This window comes from Paraburkholderia sacchari (assembly GCF_000785435.2).
GTDB classification, from domain to species: domain Bacteria; phylum Pseudomonadota; class Gammaproteobacteria; order Burkholderiales; family Burkholderiaceae; genus Paraburkholderia; species Paraburkholderia sacchari.
In genome coordinates this window covers 616,471-631,300 of record NZ_JTDB02000002.1, presented here as the reverse complement: position 1 = coordinate 631,300, position 14,830 = coordinate 616,471, and the positions used below count along the sequence as shown (strand labels likewise).

Sequence of the window (14,830 nt, the reverse complement as noted above, 5' to 3'; positions counted from 1 at the left end):
CGATCGCGCGTGGGCGTTTGCGCCTCGCGCATATTGGGTTCAATCGCCCAGCGGTTGACGCTCGCCGCCGCGTCCGGCAATGCCGCGATGCGTGTCGAGCGTGAGCTTCATGCGGCGCAGCAATTCGCGGCTCGCTTCGGGCTGCGCAAGCGCGAGTTCCGTCACGAGCACGTCGATCGCCATCATCATCGCGTACCGCGACGACGAGGGCTTGTAAATGAAATCGGTCTCGCTCGCGACGAGCGGCACGAGCCAGTCGGCTAGCGCGGCAAGCGGCGACGCCGGCGCGGTGAATGCGACCAGCTTCGCTCCGTAGTCGCGCGCGATGCGGCACGCATCGAGCAGCTCGGGCACGCGTCCTGTTACGGAAAGCGCGACCACCACACAATCGGAAGATAGCGTGCTTGCGACCATCCGTTGCAGCAAACTGTCCTGGTACGACGCGACCGGACGGCCGAGGCGCACGAGGCGAAAGCGCATTTCGTCGGCGAGCGCGCTGGAGCCGCCGCCCATGCCGAACACGTAGATCATGCGCGCCTGGGCCAGCGCGGCGGCGGCCTCCGCGAACGGCGCGTGGCGCAGCAGTTCGTGATTGCGCGCAAGCGCGGCGTGAATTTCGTCGTAGACGCGCGTGGCGAGCCCCTCTTCGGGCTGCGCCGCCGGCGACGCCGACCCGCGGCGTGCTTTGCCGGACCCGCCCTTGCCCGCGCCCCGGCTGCCGCCCTCGTCCGGAGCCGCGCGCAAGAAGCGCTCGCCCACGGCGGCGGCCTGCGCGAGCCGCAGCTTGAGTTCGCGCACGTCGTGACAGCCCACCGCCTTCGCGAAGCGTGTGACGGAGGCCACGCTCACGCCCGCGCGCCGCGCCAGCTCGCCGATGCTCGCCCGCGCGGCGGCGGCGAGGTCGTCGAGAATCAGGGCCGCGACATCGCGCTCGGCCGGACGCAAATCCGGCACGCACTGCGCGATTCGGGCAACGATGTCGAAACGTCCCGGTTCGGCGGCTGAATTCATGTTTTGTTAATAAATAACATTTCCCGAGCAGATGGTACTTTGTGTACTATCTCCAAGTCAACGCCGAACCTGCAATGCATGCACGGCCTCCTTGCAGGAAGGCGCAACGGAGAGTAGATGGAGCGAACGGAAATGAAAGTTACAAACTATCAGAGCGCAACGATCGACCCGAACAGCAAGGGCCTTGGCAACCTGCCGGGCGCAAGCGTGCCGCTGGGCGACGCGGCGCGCCTCGAATGGAATCTGCTCGCCGAAGACGTGAGCTTGCCGGCGGCGGTCCTGTATGCGGACCGCGTCGAGCACAACCTCAAGTGGATGCAGGACTTCGTCACACGCTACGGCGTGAAGCTCGCGCCGCACGGCAAGACCACGATGGCGCCGCAACTGTTTCGCCGCCAGATGGAAACGGGCGCGTGGGGCATCACGCTCGCCACGGCGCACCAGACGCGCGCCGCGTATCGCGGCGGCATCTCGCGCGTGCTGATGGCGAACCAGCTCGTGGGCCGCCACAACATGGCGATCATCGCCGAATTGCTGAGCGATCCCGACTTCGAATTTTTCTGCCTCGTGGACACGGTGGATGGCGTCGAGCAACTGGGCGAATTCTTCCGCGCCTCGCGCCGCACGCTGCAAGTGCTGCTCGAACTGGGCGTGCCGCGCGGACGCACCGGCGTGCGTGACGCCGACGCGCGCCGCGCCGTGATCGAGGCGATCGCGCGCTATCCGGACTCGCTCAAGCTAGCGGGCGTAGAGATCTACGAGGGCGTCCTCAAGGAAGAGAGCGAGGTGCGTACCTTCCTGCGCGACGCGCTCAACGTGACCGAGGAACTCGCGGCCGCCGGCCGCTTCGCGCGTTCGCCGGCACTGCTTTCGGGCGCGGGATCGGCATGGTACGACGTGGTGGCCGAGGAATTCGCGAAAGCCTCGCAGGCCGGCACGATCGACGTCGTGCTGCGCCCCGGCTGCTATCTCACGCACGACGTGGGCGTCTACAAGCAGGCGCAGTCGCAAATCCTCACGCGCAATCCGGTCGCGCGCGAGATGGGCGTGGCGCTCCTGCCGGCGCTGCAGCTATGGGCCTATGTCCAGTCGATTCCGGAGCCGGGCCGCGCGATCATCGGCTTCGGCAAGCGCGACGCCGCGTTCGACGCGGGCTTCCCGGAGCCGACGCGCCACTATCGTCCTTCACGCGACGGCGGCGGCATGCCGCGCGAGATCGCGGCGAACGAAGGCTGGGAGATCTTCCAGATGATGGATCAGCACGCCTATCTGCAGATTCCGGGCGGCACGGACATCAAGGTCGGCGATATGATCGGCTTCGACATTTCGCATCCCTGCCTCACGTTCGACCGGTGGCGCCAGGTGCTGATGGTCGACGGGCAATATCGCGTGACGGAAGTGATCGAAACGTTCTTCTGATCGCTCTGCGGTTCGATTCACTGCGGCCAGGCTCTTGCAGCCTGGCCGGCTGATGGCTGGTGACTTTAGCGCCTTCCTTAAGCGCCTTCTTCCTTAAGCGCCTTCTTCCTTAAGCGCCTTCCTTCGCTTCGGCCGCATCGGCTTGCGCCACCGCCACGCTAATCCGTTCTTCCATCATCCGCAGCGCGCCCGACAGCGCCGTGAGCGCGTCGTCGGGCAACGACATTGTCTGGTTCAGGAATGCGTTGCGCCGCGGCAGACTCGCCTCGACAACATCGCGCCCCGCCTGCGTGAGCTGCACATTGGTGATGCGATTGTCGCGCGCGTCGGCGCTGCGCGCGATCCAGCCCAGCGCCTCCAGCGGCTTCAATTGGCGCGTGAGCGCGCCCGGGTCAACGCGCAGGCGCTCGACGAGCCGCTTCTGCGACGACTCGCCATTCTGCTCATGCAGCGCCATCAAAATGCGCCAGCGCGGCAGCGGATGCCCCACCTGCGCCTCGAACGCCGACATGAACGTGCGGTAGGTCCGTCCGAACTGCTGGACGATAGCGACGCGGTCCTGTGTTTCCATGCTGTGTGTTCCTGCCTGTCTTCCTGTCTCTGGCCGCGAGCCTTGCATGCCTCACTGCCTTGTTCTGCGTCCCGACGCGTCGCCCTCAATCGGCGTGGATCACGGGTTCGACCTTGCGCTGAAGCCTGATGGGCGGCACGCGCCGCGTCTGCCAGATCGACACCAGCGCGATCACCGCCGCCACCGCAATCCCCAGATGAATCGCACCCACCAGCGACTCGCGCGCGGCTTCCAGCAGCGGCGCGCCATTGTGCCCGGCCTTCGCGAGTTCGCCAATCAGCACGTACTGCGCGTCGTGGTTGATAAGAATCTGCGGGTCGGCGAGCCGGGCGAACCAGTGCGTCGCCTGGTCGGCGTCCAGCGCCTTGTGCACGCCGCTCGCGTAAAGCTGCGTGACCATCGTGCCGGTCAGCGCGGTGCCGAACATCCCGCCGATCATACGCAGCGACTGCAGCAGCGCCGTGGCAATGCCCAGATGCTCGCGGCCCGCGGTCTGCTGCGCGAACACAGTTAGATTCGGCATCACGAAGCCGAGCCCGATGCCACCCACGATCATCAGCGCCATTAACAGCGCGCGCGGCGTGTTGTGCGACGCAAGCGCGACCGCAAAGCAGGTGAACGCGAGCATCCCAAAGCCGACGTAGAGCATCCGGTTCGGATTGCGGATGCGCGAGACGATGCGTCCGTTCGCGATGCTGCCGATCGTGATGAACACCACGAGCGGCGTGATGACCATGCCTGCCTCGTTCGGCGTCATGCCGAAGCCGCCCTGGAACAACAGCGGCGCGTAGAACAGCAGCGAGAACATCGTGAAGCCGCCCAGCACCGCCAACTTGAAGAGCGCGTTGAGGCTCGCGTTGCGGAACATGTCGACGGGCAGGATCGCCTGCGGGCAGCGCCGCTCCCACTGCCACAGCGCCCAGCCCGAGGCCGCGGCCAGCACGAGCAGGCCCAGCGCGGAAAACGTCACGCCGTGCGCGGGCAGCCGCTCGACGAACAGTTGCAGGCTGCCGAGCGTGACCGCGATAAGCAGCGCGCCGGGCCAGTCGAGCCGCATGCGCTCCTTGTGCGCGACATGGCGCAGGTGCGGCAGATAACGCCAGACGAAAAACAGCGAAAGCAGCCCGACCGGCAGATTCACATAGAACACCGAACGCCAGCCGTAATACTGCGTGAGAAAGCCACCGAGCGAAGGCCCCACCGCGTTGGCGATGCCGAACGCCGAGCTCATCAGCACCTGCCATTTCAGGCGCACGACCGAATCGGGAAAGAGATCGGGGATGCACGCGAACGCCGTGCCCACCAGCATGCCGCCGCCGATACCTTGCAGGCCGCGCGCGAGCACGAGGAACATCATGCTGTTGGCCGCGCCGCACAGAACCGAGGCGCCGGTGAAGACGACGATCGACGCGATCACGAACGGCTTGCGCCCGTAATAGTCGCCAAGGCGGCCAAAAATAGGGACGGTGATGACAGAGGCGAGCAGATAGGACGTGGCGACCCACGCGTAAAGCTCGAAGCCGCGCAGCTCGGCGACGATGGTGGGCAGCGCCGTGCCAACGACGGTCTGGTCCAGGGCGACCAGCATGCTCACAAAGGAGACGCCGAGCATCGCCAGCAGCGACTCCCGGAACGGCAGCACCTGCCCGCTCGAATGATGGGCGGCAGTACGGACGGCCATTTTTTGATCCCGCAATGATTGATACGTCAAAGAATTGAAATCATAGCATGATGCGATCCTCTACACTGGGCGTCGAGGAGCGCCTGCCGAACCGTTTTTCCCGGGAGATTTATGGGGTCATGTTCTGATTTTTCCGAAGCCGATCTTGCCGCGCTCAAGCGCGCGAAGCACGAACTGGAAACGCCGCCGCTCGGCATGAAGCTCGCCGCTATCGTGGGTGCGCCGGTCGAGAAACTGATCGCGAAGCTGCCCGCCGTGGCCAACGACAAGGTCAACGACGCCACTCAGGCAGCGCTGCGCAAATGCCTGCAGATTGCGCTCAAGACACTTGGCAAACCGGGCGAGCGGGCGCCCGGGATCGCCGATGCGGGCGCGGCTGCGGAATCGACACAAATAACAACTTCAGTCGCAAAGCAGGGAGAAAAACCGGGCGCGAAGCCGAGCAACCTGTTGCACAAGTTCGCGGTCGCCACGACGGGAGCGGCCGGCGGCGCGTTCGGCCTGTTCGCGCTGCCGGTGGAGCTACCCGTCACGACGACGCTGATGTTCCGCTCGATTTGCGACATCGCCCGCAGCGAAGGCGAAGACCTCGCGAGCGCCGACACCCAGCTCCAATGCCTGACCGTGTTCGGCATGGGCGGACGCTCGGCCGCCGACGACGAAGCCGACTTCGGCTATTTCATCGTGCGCGGCGCGCTGGCGCAGGCGGTATCGAAAGCGTCGTCGGAGATGGCGACCAAAGGCTTCGCCGCGCACGGCTCGACTGCGCTGCTCAAGCTCATGCAAACCGTGGCCGCGCGCTTTTCCGTGCAGGTCAGCGAACAGATGGCCGCGAAATCGATTCCGGCCATCGGCGCGGTGCTCGGCGCCATGGTGAACACCGTATTCATCGATCACTTCCAGAACGTCGCGCACGGCCATTTCACCGTGCGCAGGCTCGAGCGGCGCTACGGCGAAGCCGCCGTCCGCGCAGCCTACGAAGAGATCGACGTGACGCTCGATTGAGCGGCTCGATGCGCGCCCGGCGGTCTGCTCGATTGCGCATCCGCCTCAGGCTCCGTTAGCATGTGCGCGCTCTTCTGCGCGCGGGCGGTATCGTCGGCCGTCGTCACGCGCTTCACGAAGCGCGCGGTGTCGTCGAGCGCCCGCCGCGCCTCGGGCAGGAACGGCGCGTAAATCGGCCAGACATGCGGTAGATCGCGCCCGATCCCGCACTCGACGCTCACGCCGGCAGCCTGGGCGCGTTGCGCGACCCGGCGCGTGTCGTCGAGCAGCGTCTCGGTGCTGCCCGCCAGCATGAAGAGCGGCGGCAAGCCGTGGAGATCGGCGTAAACCGGCGAAGCATAAGGATCGGTCGCGCTCGCCTCGCCAAGGTAGAGCGGCGCCACGCGTGCGAACACGTCGCCGCAGAACATGGGATCGCGCCCGTCGTTTTCGCGTATCGATGCGCCCGTGGCCGCGAGGTCGGTCCACGGCGAGTAGAGCACGGCGCCGGCCGGCAGCGGATCGCCGGCGTCGCGCAATGCCACGAGCGTGGCGAGCGCGAGCCCGCCGCCCGCCGAATCGCCCGCGATCACGAGCGACTGGGCACGCGCCCCGTCAGCCAGCAAGCGCCGATAAGCGGCCACCGCGTCGTCGAGCGCCGCCGGAAACGGATGCTCGGGCGCAAGACGATAGTCGAGCGAAAAAAGATCGGCTTCGGCGCGTGTGGCAAGGCCGAAGGTGATGGCACGGTGCGTCTTCGGCGAGCAGAAGTAATAACCGCCACCATGTAAATAGAGGATCGTGCGCGGCGCCCCACCTTCGCGCACGAGCCATTCACCACTCGATGGCGCGTCGGCTGCGTCACGCTCGGCAGCGGCTCGATACTGCTCGCGCAATTGCCAACCCTTGGGGACCTGAGGCAACCACACCCGCTTCGCGGTTTGCACGCGTACGCGTGCGACGTCGATGGGGCCGCGCGTCGCCGGAAGAAAGCTGCGGCGCAGAAACCAGCAGATCAACCTGCCTTGAAGACTCATGGGGCACGGCTCCTCGCAATGCGCTCACCAAATGTGCTCACCAAGCGCTCGCGCAACCCAACGGATGCTCAATTCGCAGGCAGCACCTGCCCGCGAATTTCGCCCGCCGGGTTTTGTTGCGTATGCACGTTGAAATACCACTGGCCGGCCATCAGATCGGTGACCTGCTTTTCGTTGAGCGTTGCGGAACCCTTGATCGGACTGGCGAGTTCACCCTTCGGAATCGGCACCTGTACGTTCGCGTTCTGGCCGACTGGCGCGGGGCCGTGGAAATGCGCAGCCGCCACCGGACCCGACAGGCCTTCGTAAGTGATGGTCCAATTCAGCGATTTGGTCGAGGTGTCGAACGTGGCATTGAGCATGCCGTGCCCGTGACTCACACGCGGCGGCACTTCGCTGGAAGGTTCGAGATCGGCCTTCAGCGCAACGGTATCGGCAAACGCGGCACCGGAAGCAAGGACACACAGGGCGAGAGCAAACTGCAGCGGACGAAGCGCTTTCATGGGGAGTTCTCCGTTTGTTGTGGTGTGCTGCCCCAGTAGGCTGGCAGCCACATCGTCACATGCTAGAGCAAATCCGGCAAAGGCGTCCGATCCCGCATGATCGACAGCCTTGAAAACAGAGGAATGAAAAGTGCGAGACAAAAAAAAGAGCGCCGGGAGTGGCGCTCTTAACCCAAGTACTACCTTCTACTGCTTTACTACGTGATGAATTCCCAAACCCGGGCTTCCGAAACCCGGGATTCGGCAGCCCGGCCAGAAGCCGGGCCGCCCCGTCATTAGAAGCGGTGACGGATACCGGTCGTGACGATGCCCTGGTTCTTCGACGACGAGTAGTTGTCCGCGCCCTGGAAGCCAACCTGCGTAATGCCCATCGAAGCCTGACCGGCACCCCAAACGCCCACGCCTTCGAGGTACACGTCCGTGCGCTTCGAGAGCGCGTAGTCGGCTTGCAGGCCGAACTGGTTCCAGTGCGCGGTTTGACCGCCGCCCGCGTTGGCGAGGACCGAGCCGTTGGCGTTGGTGTAGGTGTACATTGCGCCGATGCCGAGTGCCGGCGTCAGGTTGTAGTGCACGTTGGCTTCGATGTTGTTGTAGCGGATCGACAGATTGTCGTTCAAGCCGTTCAGGCGCGATTGCGTGAACACCACGCCACCGACGGCCGGACCATAGGTATAGCTCACGCCACCGCCCCATACGCGAGCGCGCTGTGCGCTGCCGAACAGACCGAACTGGTCGTTGGTGACCGCGCCATTGGGGTTGTTCAGGGTGCCCGTGTTGTTGGCCTGCAGGTAAGCCGCCGCGACGCGCAGGCCGCCGTTGGCGTAGCTCATGCCGGCGCTATACGCGCGGTTGTTCGCGAAGCCTGCCTGGTTCGAGAACGCGTACGCGCCACCGAACTGGAAGCCCGAGAGATTCGGGCTGGTGTACTTGATTGCGTTGTTCAGCGAGAACGTGGCATTGCCGTTGTCGTTGTCGCCCACGTGCGCCGTGTACGTACCGCCCCACGTGCCGACAGCCATAAGCGGGCCAAGGTAGTCGACCACGGAGTCGTACTGGCGGCCGAACGTCAGCGTGCCGTACTGGTCTTGCGTGAGACCGACGAAAGCCTGGCGGTTGAACAGGCTGCTGTTCGCGCTGTTACCCATGCGGCCGTTCGCGACGTTGAAACCGCTTTCGAGAGTGAAGATCGTCTTCAGGCCGCCACCGAGATCTTCCGCGCCGCGCAGGCCCCAGCGGCTCTGCTGAAGATTGCCGCTGCCCAGAGCGTACTTGGCGTTGCCATCGACGTTGGTCGTGTAGACGAAGCCGGCATCGACGATGCCGTAGAGCGTCACGCTGCTTTGCGCGTACGACGACGATGCGAAAGTCGCGGCAACTGCGGCCGCGATAGCCAGACTCTTTTTCATATGCTTCCTTAGATGCAAAGCCTTTCGGCAAAAATGGACGCCGTCGCCGGCAACACGCCGGCTAGCTTGATCCCGCAGCACCATAAACGCCGGCGCCGCATTGATACGCAGCCCAAAGTTTATTGGCGTCACTTTTGAGCCAGCCATCCCACTCCAAGGTAAAAGTTTTTTTGAAGAAATCGAATACTGCCGTGACGCTCGCCGCAATCGCTTGCCCCTCAACGCATACGCTTAATCTTGAATTCACGCGCACGAGGATTGACTACGCACTATCCCGATATAGCGTTGCTGCCTGGCAACATAGTTAATTCAAGACAATTAATGGTTTAGGAACAGTCTCATTCCTTGGGGCAATGCCATGTCGGTACTATCCGTCAACGCTCGCGCCGCAGTCCTGCGCCGGGCCTCATTTGTACGCAGGCAAACATCGCTCCACGCAACCAGTCCCGTAAGTTCCATGTCGATGCGGCCCAAAACCATGAATCAGCTTCAGGCGATGCGCGTATTCGTAAGCGTCGCCGAACACGGCTCGTTCGGTCGCGCTGCGGCGAGCCTCGATCTTTCGAACGCCGTTGTCACGCGCTATGTCGCGCTGCTGGAGGCGCATCTTCACACACGGCTCATCAACCGCAATACGCGCAGCATCTCGCTAACCGAAGCCGGCAACGCGTATGCCCAGGCATGCCGCCATATGCTCGAGGACCTCGAGCGTGTCGAAACGCAGATCGCGCATGGCGTGTCTGTGCCCTCGGGCACATTGCGCGTGGTCGCGCACGCCTCGTTCTCGCTGCATGACCTCACGCCGCTGCTCAAGCAGTATCTCGCTGCATTCGCACAAGTCCGGCTCACGCTCACGCTGCTGCACCGCCCCGTCGACCTCATCGAAGAAGGCTTCGACGTGGGCATTGTCGCGCCGCGCCAGGTCAGCGGCGGCACGCTGATCCGGCGTCCGCTCGTTTCGGTCGCGCCGGTTGCCGTGGCCTCGCCCGCCTATCTCGGCGGCCGCAGCGCACCGCGGCATCCAGCCGAACTCGCGCACCACACGCTGCTTGCGCCGTCCACCGACATTCACGGCAACGAATGGCAGTTCGCGAACGCGGACGGCATGCGCGAGGTGGTGCGGATCGAGCCCGCCTATGCCGTCAACAATTCGGTGATGCTGCGCCAGGCGGCACTCGCGGGCATGGGCATCACGATCCTGCCGGCAAACCAGGTGGACACCGATCTCGCGCAGGGCACGCTCGTGCGCGTGCTCGAAGGCTACGAGATCCGTGACGCCGATAAGGAGCTCTCGCTCGTCTATCCGGGGCGACGTCACATCCCCGCGAAAACGCGAACGTTCGTGGATTTCACCGTCGAGTGGTTTCGCGGTCAGGACGCTTCTCGCCAGACGATTACCGATATATCCGGTAATAAATAATTGATCGCTTTTATCTCGATTTCTGGCGGCACGCGAACTATGCTTTCTTCTGCGAGAAGTGACTCTTCATCGAAGGGTCTCCAACCTTGAACGCGGCTTCGGCCGCGTTTTTTTTGGACGGCTTTCCGCCCGTGGACTGAATTGAGCGCATGCGGAACACTCAGGCGAGCAACGCGGCCTGCTGCTCGATGCCATCGAGCATCGCGTGACAGGTGCGGATGAGCGCGAACCCCTCCTCGCGCAATTGCTCGGGCGTATGCGTATTCATGTGAGCGCGCCAGGTTTCGAGCACCGCGAGCAACGCAGGATAGTGCAGCACACCTACCGCCCCCGCGAGCCGGTGATGCCATTCGCGCAGGCGCGCGATGTCGATGTCCTTCAGCAACTCCGGCAGCAAATCCAGATCGTCGCGCATCGCGCTGACGAACGAGCCCAGCAAGGTCTTCACCGTCGCCTCACTGCCCCACACCTCGAACATATGCGCGAGATCGAGCGGCTCGGCCACGCCTGCTTCGCCGGCATCACCCGGCATCGCCGCCTCGTCGTGCGCTCCGGCGCCGGCGCGCGGCCACGGCGCCGCTTGCTCCTGCGCCACACGCAGCGCGTTCTCCGCGCCGAACCAGCGCGCGAGCTGGTCGCGCAGCGTCGCGACACGCGTGGGCTTGATGAGGCACTCGTCCATGCCGGCCTCGCGGCACAAACGCAAGTTCTCGGGCGCGGTGTTCGCCGTGATGGCGAGAATCGGCAGACGCGTCGCGACCGCAGCCCCGCCCTTTTTGCGAGCCTCGGCCGCTTCGATCTCGCGTACCCGCCGCGCGAGGTCATAGCCCGATACGTTCGGCATATGGCAATCGGTTATCAAACAACCGTAGCACTCCTTCTCCAGCGCCTTGAGCGCCTGTGCACCGTCGTCGACCACATCGCACGCAAAGCCGAGCAGCGCGAGCTGATGGCGGATCAGCTCCTGATTCACCGGATGGTCCTCGGCGACGAGAATCAGACGCCCCGCCGCGCGCGCCTTCTCGCGATCGGGCGCCGCGAGCGCCGATTCCGCCGCCAGCGCGGGCTGCACAGCAACCGCGGGCAGGCCGGTGAGCGCCATCGCACAAGCCGCGCCGAGGCCGCGCCACGAAAGCGGATTGACGCTCACCCGCACGCCGCTCTCCACCACCCGGTAGCCGCTCGGCTTGGGATTCTCTGTCAGACGGACGACCGGCACGCCCTGCCCGTCGAACACGCCGGCAAGCGCCTCCGAAACGAACACGAGATCGACGCCGCCATGGGCCGTCAACTTGCGCATGGCGGCCTGGCCGCGCGGGCCCGCATCGATGCGTGTCATCTTCATGCCGAGCGACACGCCGAAATGCATGAGCGCACCGGCCACACGGGCGTCGTCGCACACCACGAGCGCGCGCTTGCCGCGCAGGGCGTTCGCGTGGCCGGCCTGCGCTTCGAGCGGCAATTCGATATGCAGTTTGAGACTCGTGCCCTTGCCGATTTCGCTGCGCAACTCGAGCGTGCCGCCCATCAAGGCCGCGAGCTTGCGGCTGATCGTCAGGCCCAGTCCGGTGCCGCCAAAACGCCGCGTGGTGGAGGTTTCCGCCTGCACGAACGGCTCGAAAAGCTGGGCCTGCGCCTTGGGCGCAATGCCGATGCCCGTGTCAGTCACCGTGATCGTGACGCGCTGGCGCCGCTCCTTGCCGCGCGGGCTAACCACGTCGCGCGCCGTCACGCTCACGCTCACCTCCCCATGTGGCGTGAACTTGATCGCATTGCTGAGCAGGTTGAACAGAATCTGCCGCAAACGCACGCTATCGCCGCGCAGCAGCGCCCCCACGCTGGCCGTGACGTCCACCCGCATCTTGAGTCCCTTCTCGTGCGCGCGCCCCGCCAGCAAGCCCACGGCGTTGTCGACAAGCTCGCGCATGTCGAACGGCTCCGAAGCAATCGCCAGGCGCCCGGCCTGGATCTTCGAGTAGTCGAGCAAGTCGTCGAGGATCTGCAAAAGCGCGCCCGCCGACTCGTGCACCATGCCGACCATCTGCGTCTGATCGGGATTGAGCGGCGTACGCTCGAGCACCTCGACGAGGCCGAGCACGCCGTTCATGGGCGTGCGGATCTCGTGACTCATCATCGCGAGAAAGTCGTCCTTGGCGCGCGACGCTGCCTCGGCAAGATCGCGCGCGCGCGCGAGCTCGTCGGCGCGGGCGTGCTCGACATTCGCGTCCACCGCGTAGCCGCTCCAGACCACCGTGCCGTCTTCGCCGCGCCGCGGCACGAATTCCGCGCGCACCCAGAGCAATCCCGCCGCGCCCTGGAAGCGGAACTCCGTGTTCACCGGCGTCAGCAAACGCGCCGATCGTTCGAGCGCCGCGGCAAGCCGCGAGCGATCGCGCCGATTCACCCGCGTGAGATCGACCGCGCTCGCACGCATCAGCTGCGTGGCGGCGTCGCCGAGCAAACGCTGCGTGTCGCCGCCGAGGTATGGGAACGCGTAGCGGCCATCGGTGCCGCGCCGCAGCTGGAACACGATCGCGGGCAGCGAGCGCGTGACATCCGAGAGCAGCCGCTCGGACGCGCGCGCGCGCATCTCGGCGCGGCGAATCTCGGTGATGTCGATCATCGTGCCGAGCACGCACAGCGGCGCATTGCGCGCGTCGCGGCACAGGCGCGTCCAGAAGATGCCGTGACGTTTGCCGGCTTCGGGGGCGCCCGAACAGCCGCGGCCGTCGAACACGAACTCGACGCGCTGGCCCTTGCCTTCTTCTAGCGTCTTTCTGTAGAGATCGTCCACGCGCAGGCTGTTTTCCGCGCCCCACGCCGCCACCGCGGCCCCCGTGCGGCCAAGCACCTCGCCGCGCCGCACGCCGGTCATCTCTTCGTATGCGCGGTTCACCGACAGATAACGGTTTTCGAAGTCGCGCACACCCAGCGGGTACGGAATCATCTCCATCATGGTGTCCTGCAACTCGACCTGCTTCGCGAGCACGTGCTCGGCGCGTCGACGGCGGCGCATTTCGCGCTGCAAGAGCACGTAGGCCCGCAGCGTCACGAGCAGCACCACACCGAACGCGATCAGAAGCGGCAAGAGCCTGAGCGCATTGACGCTCCACCCGCCACTGCGCGCGGTGGCCACCGCCGTCCACCGGTTGCGGATCTCCTGCTGCTCGACCGGCGACATCGCGTCGAGCGCGCGATCGATGAGGGCCTTGAGCGGCGCGAGGTCGGTGCGCACCGCGAAGGCCGTCGCCCCGTCCGTGCCAATCGAGCCCACCACCTTGAGCGATTCGAGATACTGGCGGCTGAGCGGCTCGTCGAGCGCCGCTGCGTCGCCCACCAGCAAATCCGCGTCGTTGCGCTGGACCAGTGCGAGCCCTTGCGCGAGCGTGTCGGCGCGCACCGTGCTCATGGGCTGCACCTCGCCAAACAACACCTGCGCCGCCGGCGCGTGCGGCGCCAGCACCACCCGGCGACCGGCGTAATCGTGCAGGCTGCGCGCCATCGGCTCGTCGCGGCGGCCAACGATCACGAGCGGATAGCGTTCGAAGGCCTGGGTATAGAGCGTCTCGGCGGGCAATCCGCCGTCGCCCACCGTGGTCGCCAGCATGGCGTATTCGCCACGCTGGAACGCGCTGCCCGCATCCAGCCAGCTGGTCGCCGGCACGCGCTCGAACCTCACGCCCAGCTTGCGGCTCAGGTAGTTGAGGTAGTCGTTCGCCATGCCCCAGACCTCCCCGCGCCGGCTCGCATGGCTAAACGGCAGCCAGTCTGCGTCGACGCCCACCTTCAACGGCGGCAGCGAACGCAGCCATGCGCGCTCGCTGGCGTCGAGGACGAACGGCGGCGAACGCCGCTCCGCGCCAAATCCGCCGCCCTCGGAAGTGTCGAGCCAGCGCGAGCGCAGCGCAGCCGCCACGGCTGGCCGCACGCCGCCTGAGGCCAGGTTCAGCCGATCGCGCAACGCCATCTTCGAGACCGGCACCGCGAAGCGCAGCTCGCGCATCTTGATGCGCTCCTCATAGGCGACACGCAGCCCGCGGTAGTCATTGTGGCGAGCGAGCTGATAGCGCACGGCCGGCGCGAAGCCCGCGTAGACATCGGCGCGGCCCTCGGCAACGGCATGCATGGCCGCGCTCGTGTCGGTGGCCCCAGGAATTTCCGCTTGCGGAAAGCGCTCGCGCAACAGCGGTTCGAGGACATAGCCCTTTTCGACGGCAATGCGCGCGCGGGCGAAGCGGTTGGGTGTGGTGGCGATCGCCTCGTTGCCCACGCGCGTGACGAGTGCAACATTGCCGCTCAGATAAGGCACGCTGAACGCGAGGCAGCGCTCTCGCTGAACGCTGCGCGTGAGGCTCAAGGCCACGTCGAATTCAGCGGCGCACGCGCCCGCCAGCAACGCGGTCATATTGGGGTAGACGCGCGGCACGAGCTTCACCCGCGAACCGACGACGAGCCGCAGATAGTCGGCGCTGAAGCCGCTCAAACTGTTGCCGTCGAGCAGCTCGAACGGTGGCCAGCCTCCCGCGACGATGCCGACCGTGAGCGTCTTCGGAAAACCATCCGGCTCGCTCATCGGGGTTGAGAAATCGGCAGCAAGACCCGATTGGAGCGTTGCGTGGGCCGATGAGGGTCCGGCAGACTGCGCCGCGCCCATTTGCCCGGCGCGCGCAGGGCCGCCCATCGTGAGGCAAAACAGGAAACACACGAACAGCGCCAGGCGGAGCGCCTGGGCGAGCGCCGCGGTCGGCGCGCGTGGCACGGGCGGCGCAGACGGCATCGCTTTCATGGGGGCGTCTGG

General features: G+C 65.6%; 10 protein-coding genes. 3 read left to right on the top strand and 7 right to left on the bottom strand.

Features of this window, described 5'->3' with window-relative positions; genetic code table 11:
- Window positions 1–39: 39 nt before the first annotated feature.
- The gene (locus tag NH14_RS09625; RefSeq protein ID WP_035534125.1) at window positions 40–1,011 is read right to left on the bottom strand and encodes a MurR/RpiR family transcriptional regulator; all 972 of its coding nucleotides are present in this window, start codon (window positions 1,009–1,011) and stop codon (window positions 40–42) included.
- A gap of 132 nt (window positions 1,012–1,143) precedes the next feature.
- Here NH14_RS09625 and NH14_RS09620 point away from each other — a divergent pair, with 132 nt between their 5' ends.
- Window positions 1,144–2,430 carry an amino acid deaminase gene (locus NH14_RS09620; protein ID WP_035534126.1) on the top strand — a complete coding sequence of 429 codons (1,287 nt, stop codon included), beginning with the start codon at window positions 1,144–1,146 and terminating at the stop codon, window positions 2,428–2,430.
- A gap of 109 nt (window positions 2,431–2,539) precedes the next feature.
- Here the strand turns inward: NH14_RS09620 and NH14_RS09615 are convergent, their stop codons facing one another.
- The gene (locus tag NH14_RS09615; RefSeq protein ID WP_035534127.1) at window positions 2,540–3,001 is read right to left on the bottom strand and encodes a MarR family winged helix-turn-helix transcriptional regulator; all 462 of its coding nucleotides are present in this window, start codon (window positions 2,999–3,001) and stop codon (window positions 2,540–2,542) included.
- 85 nt (window positions 3,002–3,086) lie between these two features.
- The gene (locus tag NH14_RS09610; RefSeq protein WP_035534128.1) at window positions 3,087–4,682 is read right to left on the bottom strand and encodes an MDR family MFS transporter; all 1,596 of its coding nucleotides are present in this window, start codon (window positions 4,680–4,682) and stop codon (window positions 3,087–3,089) included.
- A gap of 111 nt (window positions 4,683–4,793) precedes the next feature.
- On the opposite strand from NH14_RS09610, the gene NH14_RS09605 reads away from it, so the two are divergent.
- Window positions 4,794–5,687, top strand: coding sequence for an EcsC family protein (locus NH14_RS09605; protein WP_035534129.1), 894 nt, complete (start codon window positions 4,794–4,796; stop codon window positions 5,685–5,687).
- Here NH14_RS09605 and NH14_RS09600 read toward each other — a convergent pair.
- The 3 genes from NH14_RS09600 to NH14_RS09590 form a co-directional block, all read right to left on the bottom strand.
- On the bottom strand, window positions 5,657–6,703 hold the full coding sequence (locus NH14_RS09600; RefSeq protein WP_084225974.1) for an alpha/beta hydrolase: 1,047 nt from the start codon (window positions 6,701–6,703) through the stop codon (window positions 5,657–5,659). The genes NH14_RS09605 and NH14_RS09600 overlap by 31 nt on opposite strands.
- 68 nt (window positions 6,704–6,771) lie before the next feature.
- Window positions 6,772–7,206 (bottom strand): CHRD domain-containing protein, encoded by a 435-nt coding sequence (locus tag NH14_RS09595; RefSeq protein ID WP_035534130.1) that lies wholly within the window; start codon window positions 7,204–7,206, stop codon window positions 6,772–6,774.
- Window positions 7,207–7,481: 275 nt separating this feature from the next.
- Window positions 7,482–8,612 carry a porin gene (locus NH14_RS09590; protein WP_035534131.1) on the bottom strand — a complete coding sequence of 377 codons (1,131 nt, stop codon included), beginning with the start codon at window positions 8,610–8,612 and terminating at the stop codon, window positions 7,482–7,484.
- Between the two features lie 478 nt (window positions 8,613–9,090).
- On the opposite strand from NH14_RS09590, the gene NH14_RS09585 reads away from it, so the two are divergent.
- Window positions 9,091–10,032, top strand: coding sequence for a LysR family transcriptional regulator (locus tag NH14_RS09585; RefSeq protein ID WP_035534146.1), 942 nt, complete (start codon window positions 9,091–9,093; stop codon window positions 10,030–10,032).
- A gap of 160 nt (window positions 10,033–10,192) precedes the next feature.
- Here the strand turns inward: NH14_RS09585 and NH14_RS09580 are convergent, their stop codons facing one another.
- Window positions 10,193–14,818 carry an ATP-binding protein gene (locus tag NH14_RS09580; protein WP_237179573.1) on the bottom strand — a complete coding sequence of 1,542 codons (4,626 nt, stop codon included), beginning with the start codon at window positions 14,816–14,818 and terminating at the stop codon, window positions 10,193–10,195.
- Window positions 14,819–14,830: the final 12 nt, after the last annotated feature.

Coding starts and splice junctions, on each gene's coding strand:
- NH14_RS09625 (WP_035534125.1), bottom strand. CDS start 1,011: ATGAATTCAGCCGCCGAACCGGGACGTTTCGACATCGTTGCCCGAATC.
- NH14_RS09595 (WP_035534130.1), bottom strand. CDS start 7,206: ATGAAAGCGCTTCGTCCGCTGCAGTTTGCTCTCGCCCTGTGTGTCCTT.
- NH14_RS09605 (WP_035534129.1), top strand. CDS start 4,794: ATGGGGTCATGTTCTGATTTTTCCGAAGCCGATCTTGCCGCGCTCAAG.
- NH14_RS09580 (WP_237179573.1), bottom strand. CDS start 14,818: ATGAAAGCGATGCCGTCTGCGCCGCCCGTGCCACGCGCGCCGACCGCG.
- NH14_RS09590 (WP_035534131.1), bottom strand. CDS start 8,612: ATGAAAAAGAGTCTGGCTATCGCGGCCGCAGTTGCCGCGACTTTCGCA.
- NH14_RS09620 (WP_035534126.1), top strand. CDS start 1,144: ATGAAAGTTACAAACTATCAGAGCGCAACGATCGACCCGAACAGCAAG.
- NH14_RS09610 (WP_035534128.1), bottom strand. CDS start 4,682: ATGGCCGTCCGTACTGCCGCCCATCATTCGAGCGGGCAGGTGCTGCCG.
- NH14_RS09600 (WP_084225974.1), bottom strand. CDS start 6,703: ATGAGTCTTCAAGGCAGGTTGATCTGCTGGTTTCTGCGCCGCAGCTTT.
- NH14_RS09615 (WP_035534127.1), bottom strand. CDS start 3,001: ATGGAAACACAGGACCGCGTCGCTATCGTCCAGCAGTTCGGACGGACC.
- NH14_RS09585 (WP_035534146.1), top strand. CDS start 9,091: ATGAATCAGCTTCAGGCGATGCGCGTATTCGTAAGCGTCGCCGAACAC.